The organism is Methylobacterium sp. WL6 (assembly GCF_008040095.1).
GTDB lineage: Bacteria > Pseudomonadota > Alphaproteobacteria > Rhizobiales > Beijerinckiaceae > Methylobacterium.
This window is the reverse complement of sequence record NZ_VRVH01000299.1, coordinates 1-5,348: the sequence shown is the minus strand read 5'-3', so window position 1 is coordinate 5,348 and position 5,348 is coordinate 1. Positions and strand designations below refer to the sequence as shown.

The window sequence follows — 5,348 nt, the reverse complement described above, 5'->3', positions numbered from 1 at the left end:
CCCCGATCCCGATCGCGCCCCCTCCGACGGCCCCAACATGGTGGCGCTGCGGGACATGCCGGCGCTCGTGTCCGAGCTCCTGGCCTTCGACCGGCTGGCCAAGGCGCACGCGTAAGGCTCAGGACGTCGTCGCCGCCACGAGGACGTGCGCGCGCAGCGGCTGCGACAGGACGTGGCGCCCGCCCGCATCCGTCTCGGCGGCGGCCGCGAAGGCGTCGGCGATCGTCGACGCGTTGTCGCGGATCGCGGCACGCCGCGCCGGATCGACCGCCGCCACGCGCTCGAGGAAGGCGTCGCGGTCGGCGAAGGCCTCGCGGCGCACGAACCTCCTGTCGGACAGGCAGAGGAACGCCCCGGCCGCGATCGCTGCGGCGATGGCGGCCTGCGCCGCGGCGCGGATCGCGGTCTCGTCCTCGACCGGCTTGAGCGCCGAGAAGAAGCTGCCCTCGGCCAGCGGCTCGACCACGACGATCCGGCCGCCCGGTGCGACGACGCGGGCCGCCTCGTGCAGCGCCGCGCGCGGGTCGGGAACGTGGTGCAGGGCGTTGAGGATGACCGCGCCGCCGAAGGTCCCGTCGGAGAACGGCAGGGCCTCGGCGGAGCAGATCTCGAAGGCGCAGTCCGGCGCCCGGCGCCGGGCCGCGGCGACCGCCGCTTCGCCGGGGTCGATCCCCGTCACCCGTGCGCCGTGGCCGGCCAGCGCAGCCGACATCGCCCCGGGGCCGCACCCGATATCGACGATGCGGCGCCCCGCGATCGGCGAGAACGCGTCGAGGACGAGCGAGAGGGTATCCATGGGGCAAGGTCCGGTCCGGGCGTTCCGGAGCACCATCGCGGGGCGGCCGGCACGGTGCAACCGCCGCGGGGCCGCGAGCGGGAACGCCGCGATCATCCGGCTGCAGCGGCCCGCGGGTTCTGTCGGGGCGTTACGAACGCGCCGCTTCGTGATCGCGAGATCAATCGTCGCGCCTGTTCACCCGTCCATCCCCCTGATAGTTTCTCGCTCATCACACGCATTCGGTTCTCGCAGCAGGCATCCATCACCGGAGGTCCTGATCGGCATCACCTGCGACCGAACGATCATTCCCACGGAAGAGCGGATGCCGTATCCGTGGGATAAAATCCCACGGATACGTCCCGCAATGCCGCGCTTCACCATCGACCTGCATGACGGCGCGCACTTCGTGCGCGACACCGAGGGCTTCGATCTGCCCGATGCGGATGCCGCGCGCGAGAAGCTCGTCCGGATCATGTCGAAGATCGCGCAGGGCTTCGCGGCCGTCCCCGAACGCCAGGACTACCTCGCTGTGGTCCGCGACGAGCACCGGAAGGTCGTCTTCCGGGCCCGTCTCTCGCTGGACATCGAGACGTTCGACGTCGGCTGAGCACCGAGGATGGACCCTCGCGCGGCGCCGGCCGGGCATCGGCGCGTCACCGCGGCGTCGCGGGGTCGGCGGCCGAGCGCCTGGCGATGTCGACGACCTGCTCGGGCGTCGGCAGGTGCCCGCCGATCGGCCGCCGCATCCGCCGAGGCCGGTGCCTGCCCCTCTCCGGGCGGAACCGCGCCGTATCCGGTGCCCGAGCCCTCGCGCTTGATCGCGCGGGTCGGCGCGGCGATGATCGCGGCCATGTCCGACATCGGTGATCCACCCGCGGCGCGAACGGCGCCGCTCGTCTCGACCCGGGCGGCGACGTCGATAGTGATCGCCGACATGGTCGGGGTCGGCGTCTTCACCAGCCTCGGCTTCCAGGTCACGGACATCACGTCCGGCTTCACGCTGCTGCTGCTGTGGTTCGTCGGCGGCATCGTCGCCCTGTGCGGGGCGTTCAGCTACGCCGAGCTGGCGGCGATGTTTCCCCGCTCCAGCGGCGAGTACAACTTCCTCACCCGCGCCTACGGCCCCGCCTTCGGCTTCATGGCCGGCTGGCTCTCGGCGACGGTCGGGTTCGCCGCGCCGGTGGCGCTCGCGGCGATGGCGTTCGGCCAGTATGCGCAGGCGATCCTGCCGGGGACCCCGCCCTTGCCCCTCGGCCTCGCGGTCGTCTGGGGGGTGACCGCCATCCGCCTGGTCGGGGGCCGCCACGGCGATGCGATCCAGGTCGGCTTCACGCTGCTGAAGCTCGCGCTGATCGTGCTCTTCATCGTCGCCGGCTTCGCCGGCGGCGGGGGCGGGTCGACCGACTTCGCGCCGAGCGCCGCCGACCCGGGCCAGATCTTCAGCGCGAGCTTCGCGGTGAGCCTCGTCTTCGTGATGTACGCCTACACGGGCTGGAACGCGGCGACCTACATCGTCGGGGATCTGGCCGATCCGCCGCGCAGCCTGCCGCGGGCGCTGTTCGTCGGGACGGGCGTCGTGCTCGTGCTCTACGTCGCGCTGAACGCGGTGTTCCTCTACACGACGCCGACCGCGGAGCTCGCCGGGCAGATCGAGGTCGCCCTGATCAGCGGGCGCCACGTGTTCGGCGAGGCGGGCGGGCGGCTCGTCGGCATCCTAATCTGCCTCGGCCTGATCCCGACGATCAGCGCCATGATGTGGATCGGGCCGAGCGTCACCGTGGCGATGGGCGAGGACGCGCCCTTGCTGCGCGTGTTCGCGCGGCGCGCCCGCACCGGCGTGCCCGTGGCCGCGACCCTGCTGCAGGCCGTCGTCGCGAGCCTGCTGCTCCTCACCCGCAGCTTCGAGGCGGTGCTGGAGTTCATCCAGTTCAGCCTGATCCTGTGCTCGTTCCTCACCGTCCTCGGCGTGATCAGGCTGCGCATCACCCGGCCCGACCTGCCGCGGCCGGTCCGCGCCTGGGGCTATCCGGTCACGCCGCTGATCTTCCTCGGCGTCACGCTGTTCATGCTGGTCCACCTGGTCGCCTCGCGACCGCTCCAGTCGCTCGCGGGCTTCCTCCTGATGCTGGCCGGCCTGCTGCTCTTCGTCGTCGCGGACGGGCTGGCCCGGCGCAGGGACCGGACGCCGATGCGATGAGGCCGCTCGATCCCGAAGCCGATGCGTGCGACGCGAGGCCGGCCGAGACCGCTGGCCCGCACCGTTCCCGAAGCGCGATCACGGCGTCGAGGCGGCGCCCGGTTTGGTCGCGCGCAGCACGTCGAGCCGGTACTCGGCGGTCCGCGACTGCGCCAGCACCCGCGCGAAGCCCTTCGCGCCGGCGATGAAGCCTTCGGCCGCGTCGTCGCCGGAAAGCGGGTAGTGGGTGACGCCGAGCCAGTGCACCAGCACGATGTCGGCCTCGGGCAGCACCGCGTTCTCCACCCGTGCGACGAGACGCGCGAGATCGGCCCGGTCGAGGTAGTAGGCCACCTCCGAGATCACGATCAGGTCGAACCGCCCGTCGGGCCATTGCCCCGGAACGGCGGCGAGCTGGAAGCGCGCATTCGCGCAATCGGCGCAGCGGGCGCGGGCCGCCTCGATCACGGAGGGAACCACGTCGAGCCCGACCACGGCATCGCAGCGCTGGCAGAGCTGGTGCGTGAACACCCCGATCGAGCAGCCGACATCGAGGGCGGACGCGTAGCGGGGCCGGGGCAGGGCGGCGAGCGTCGCCTGGTACTTGGCACGCTCGTAGGCGCTCGAGGCGAACTGCCAGGGATCGGCCTCGGTGGCGTACATGCCCTTGAAGTAGTCGGTGTCGAGGGACTTCGCGCGCCGGCCCGTCTCCGTCACAGCCGGCCCTCCCGCCTCGCTCTCCGCACCCGCGACGGCCGTCATCCCGAGCAGCGTGCCGGCGACGACGCCGCCCCCGGATCGCAGCAGGCTCCGGCGTGACGGTCGCTTGCAGTCGCGCACGATGAACCTCACCCCGTCCGTAGGCCTGTGATGAGCGCAACCGCATCAGCCCGGGACAGTTCCGCCGGAGCCAGCCCGCGTCAGGACGGCCCGATCGACAGCTCATGCCCGATCGACGGCCTGTGCCGGGAGCGTGAACGAGGAACATCGACGCGGCGCATCCCGTTGAGACAGCCGTATTATGGGAGAAAACGCATGGTCGACGTCGCGCAGATCAAGGAACACGCCGAGGTCGTCGGCTCGGACGGAGCCCACGTCGGCACGGTCGATCACGTCGACAAGGGCGAGATCAAGCTGACGAAGAAGGACACGGCCGCCGGGGGCCTGCACCACTACATCCCGGTCGACTTCGTCCAGGCGGTGGAGGGCGACACCGTCCGCCTCGACCGGCCGGCCGAGGAGGTCAAGCGCGAGTGGTCGACGTCCTGACCCCATGGGATCCGCGGCGCCTGGGCGTCGCGTTCCGTCCCCGCACAGGCCCGAACGCGGTGTCCACGGCGTTCGGCGCAACGGGCGACGAGCCCCCGGCCAACCGCTGCCGGGCTCCGTCATCGTCTCCGATGAGCGACCGGGAATGGCATCAACCGTGTTGAGCCGCAATGTCCGATGACGATGCCGAGGCGTTTCTGCGCGAAGTCCGCGCGGCGCTCGCCACCGCTCGCCCCGAGGAACCGTCCCTCGACAGCCTGCAGCGCCTGATGACCTGGCTGCAGACCACCGAGATGGAGGAAGCCCCGCCCGAGGTCGGCCGCGACGGCACGGAGGACGGCGAAGGCGCCGCCCCCGAAGTCTCGGAGCCGTGACAGACGATCGGGACGGAAGGGCTGGGGGAGCGTCGCGCCAGGCCCGGGGAGGCGACCCTGCCCGAGAGGGCAGGCAGGGCCGCCGCAGCGGATCGGGCAGATCTGCTGGCTGCCGAGGCAGTGAAGGCATGGTGCGGCAGACAGGTTGCCGAAGAATGACCGAATGGCGTTCGAATCGGACCGGAGTCGCAGAACCCGCGCAAACGCGTCGATCAACGATCCGTGTGGGGCGGAACGCCGGGCTGGGCGGATCCGTTTCAGCCGCCTCACGGGAGCCTACCATCATGAAGCTCGGTCTCGCCGCCTCTCTGGTCGCCAGCAGCCTTCTCCTCGTCGCCCCCGCACGTGCGCAGGGCACGGCGAACGCGCCCGGCGCGGTGCCGGGGTCGGCGGCCACCGCACCGGTGGCCAATCCCACGGCACCGGGGAGCAAGCCCGCGTCGCCGAAGGCGGATCGCACCGCGCGATCGAAGGAATGCTCGATGCAGGCCGACAAGCAGGGCCTGCACGGCAAGGCGCGCAAGGCCTTCCGGAATTCGTGCAAGCACGGCCGATCCTGATCCGGTCGTCCGGCGCGCCGCCTTGATCCCGCTCTCGCCGACCGTGCGTCCGCGACGTTTGCCCATCGGTGATGAGGTCGGCCGGATGCGGCTGTCCCTCCTCGGTGCCTGCATCCTGCTCGCCCTCGGCGGCTGCCAGGATCCGAAGCCCGGCCCCGCCGGCCCGGCCGGGCCGAAGGGCGATGCCGGCC

At 71.8% G+C, this 5,348-nt stretch carries 7 protein-coding genes and 1 pseudogene; 6 read left to right on the top strand and 2 right to left on the bottom strand.

Annotation, left to right across the window (positions count from 1 at the left end; all coding sequences use genetic code 11):
- Positions 1-115: pseudogene (locus tag FV230_RS31000) on the top strand (3-deoxy-8-phosphooctulonate synthase); the annotation flags it as partial.
- Positions 116-118: 3 nt separating this feature from the next.
- Here the strand turns inward: FV230_RS31000 and FV230_RS24045 are convergent.
- Positions 119-796 (bottom strand): methyltransferase domain-containing protein, encoded by a 678-nt coding sequence (locus FV230_RS24045; protein WP_147844188.1) that lies wholly within the window; start codon positions 794-796, stop codon positions 119-121.
- A 346-nt stretch (positions 797-1,142) separates the two neighbouring features.
- Here FV230_RS24045 and FV230_RS24040 point away from each other — a divergent pair, with 346 nt between their 5' ends.
- Both FV230_RS24040 and FV230_RS24035 read left to right on the top strand, forming a co-directional pair.
- Entirely contained in the window at positions 1,143-1,385 is a 243-nt protein-coding gene (locus FV230_RS24040) for a hypothetical protein (RefSeq protein WP_147729487.1), read from the top strand.
- A gap of 243 nt (positions 1,386-1,628) precedes the next feature.
- Positions 1,629-2,975: an amino acid permease gene (locus tag FV230_RS24035; RefSeq protein WP_246694978.1), complete on the top strand. Its 1,347-nt coding sequence runs from the start codon at positions 1,629-1,631 to the stop codon at positions 2,973-2,975.
- Positions 2,976-3,053: 78 nt separating this feature from the next.
- Here FV230_RS24035 and FV230_RS24030 read toward each other — a convergent pair whose 3' ends face one another.
- The gene (locus FV230_RS24030; RefSeq protein WP_246694977.1) at positions 3,054-3,794 is read right to left on the bottom strand and encodes an SAM-dependent methyltransferase; all 741 of its coding nucleotides are present in this window, start codon (positions 3,792-3,794) and stop codon (positions 3,054-3,056) included.
- A gap of 195 nt (positions 3,795-3,989) precedes the next feature.
- Here FV230_RS24030 and FV230_RS24025 point away from each other — a divergent pair, with 195 nt between their 5' ends.
- The 3 genes from FV230_RS24025 to FV230_RS24015 all read left to right on the top strand — a co-directional run bounded on the left by FV230_RS24025 (position 3,990) and on the right by FV230_RS24015 (position 5,157).
- A complete protein-coding gene (locus FV230_RS24025) occupies positions 3,990-4,223 on the top strand; it encodes a DUF2171 domain-containing protein (protein ID WP_147844187.1) in 234 nt (77 codons plus the stop codon).
- Positions 4,224-4,393: 170 nt separating this feature from the next.
- Complete coding sequence (locus FV230_RS24020; protein ID WP_147844186.1) at positions 4,394-4,597, top strand: hypothetical protein; 204 nt, start codon at positions 4,394-4,396, stop codon at positions 4,595-4,597.
- A gap of 284 nt (positions 4,598-4,881) precedes the next feature.
- Entirely contained in the window at positions 4,882-5,157 is a 276-nt protein-coding gene (locus FV230_RS24015) for a PsiF family protein (protein ID WP_147844185.1), read from the top strand.
- Positions 5,158-5,348: the final 191 nt, after the last annotated feature.

Excerpts from the sequence above, each read along its gene's own strand:
- FV230_RS24045 (WP_147844188.1), bottom strand. The coding sequence starts at position 796 with ATGGATACCCTCTCGCTCGTCCTCGACGCGTTCTCGCCGATCGCGGGG.
- FV230_RS24040 (WP_147729487.1), top strand. The coding sequence starts at position 1,143 with ATGCCGCGCTTCACCATCGACCTGCATGACGGCGCGCACTTCGTGCGC.
- FV230_RS24035 (WP_246694978.1), top strand. The coding sequence starts at position 1,629 with ATGTCCGACATCGGTGATCCACCCGCGGCGCGAACGGCGCCGCTCGTC.
- FV230_RS24025 (WP_147844187.1), top strand. The coding sequence starts at position 3,990 with ATGGTCGACGTCGCGCAGATCAAGGAACACGCCGAGGTCGTCGGCTCG.
- FV230_RS24020 (WP_147844186.1), top strand. The coding sequence starts at position 4,394 with ATGTCCGATGACGATGCCGAGGCGTTTCTGCGCGAAGTCCGCGCGGCG.
- FV230_RS24015 (WP_147844185.1), top strand. The coding sequence starts at position 4,882 with ATGAAGCTCGGTCTCGCCGCCTCTCTGGTCGCCAGCAGCCTTCTCCTC.